We start from the raw sequence: 1,538 nt of genomic DNA, 5'->3' as shown, positions 1-1,538 counted from the left end.
ACCATAACAATCGCGCCGTGGGTACCCGCCTCCTTCAGGGGGCGGCGGGGAAACGGCGCTTCACCTCCCAAATTAATGTGCTTGCGTTTTGCAGCTTGCGCAAGCGGCCAACGCTCACGCCGCCCGCAAGCTGTTTGCCAAAGGCGTCGGCTATGCGCACCGTTCCCTTGGTTCGCAAGGTGTTCACGTAACCCACGACATGCTTTTCGTGCGAACGATACTCCACCAAGTCATACTTCGCAATCCGAACACTGGACTTGCTGACAAGGTATCTGTTGGCGCTGGCATTGGGCCTTTTGCCGCCCTTCGCCGGATTGGCGCGGTGCAACTGGCGGTTCTTGGCGCGGACAAAGCGGCCCCGGAATAGTCCGGCGCCCCCGGGTTTGGGAACAATCCCGAAGGCGGCATGAACCACGGCCAAAGCGTCGTTAACGTGAGACTTTTGAAGGCCAAGGGCTTCCCTGGAGCCGGCCGCCTGTTCCGCCGAAACCGGAACAAGCCTTTCTGAAAAAGTCCACAGCGCCCGCATGACGTTCACTCTGGCCGCCCAACGATAGCTTTGAAACAAAGCGGGAAGGGCGATTTCACCCCGGGATGCGCGTTCATGGCAGTCCCCGCAAAGCGTGACCAGGTTTTTGGGCCTGTTTGACTTCCCGCGCAAGCGGAAGAGCTTGCGGTTTCCCGTGCCGTTGCAAAGGACGCAGGCGTAGCCGTCCCTTTCCAGGACGTATTCCCGCACGTCGAAATAGCCCTTCCGGGGGCCGTTCTGGTACTGGACGCCCTGTATGCCGGGGTTTTCCATTTTCTGAAAGTCGAACTTGTTCAGCTCCGCCGCCCAAGCCGTAATGGGCAGGATGCTTTCGACCAGGGAGCACAGCTTGTCGTGCTCATGCTTGAGCTGCCGGATCGACGGCGGCACCCAGCCTCCGGGCCTGGCCCGGTTGTCAAACCGAGGCTCGCGGTAGCGGGTCTTGCGGCCACGGCGGCTGCGGCGGTAGCCGCGGCGCTCTTCCAGTTTTTCGGAGATGTCCGGGCGGCACTTGGCTTCGGCCTGAAAGAGAAGACCGCCGTCTTGCCGCACCGCGGTCACGCCCTGGGTAAGCCCGGGATCCCGGCCGCCGAAAACCGGCTGCCGGTAACCGCTGGAACCGTGAAGCAATTGAATGGTGAACGGTGCCCGGAGGACGACGCGGGCCTTGCCTTCCTTGAGCAGAAGCCGGGCCTTCCGGGGACCGCACGGCATCAGGGGCTCGCCATGCCTGTTGAGCACATAGGCTAACATGAAGCCTGTCTCCTTTCGGAGTAATTGCGCCCTTCGCCAATGTTGAACAGGCTTTTGCGCTTTGGACACCGCCCCGAACCCACCAGGGCTTTTAATCCAAAACCGCAAGGCGGCAGACTAGGGCTACATCCGCCGGTGCGATCACCTGTTCAACGTAGCTGACGGAGACGGTGTCTCCACCAGCTGAGGCTAGTGCACCGGAGCCTGCGGGCTCATACCCGCAAGCCCACCCCCTTCAGGGGGTCGGGTCGGTGAC

General features: G+C 61.8%; 1 protein-coding gene. It reads right to left on the bottom strand.

Translation table 11 applies throughout. The features are described from left to right. Positions 1 to 34 precede the first annotated feature (34 nt). Positions 35 to 1,282: an RNA-guided endonuclease IscB gene (gene iscB, locus AB1467_07435; GenBank protein MEW6296087.1), complete on the bottom strand. Its 1,248-nt coding sequence runs from the start codon at positions 1,280 to 1,282 to the stop codon at positions 35 to 37. Between the last annotated feature and the right edge of the window lie 256 nt (positions 1,283 to 1,538).

Source organism: Candidatus Diapherotrites archaeon, from assembly GCA_040755695.1.
Classification (GTDB): domain Archaea; phylum Iainarchaeota; class Iainarchaeia; order Iainarchaeales; family 1-14-0-10-31-34; genus JBFMAK01.
This window is presented reverse-complemented; position numbering and strand designations above follow the sequence as displayed.

Coding starts and splice junctions, on each gene's coding strand:
- iscB (MEW6296087.1), bottom strand. CDS start 1,282: ATGTTAGCCTATGTGCTCAACAGGCATGGCGAGCCCCTGATGCCGTGC.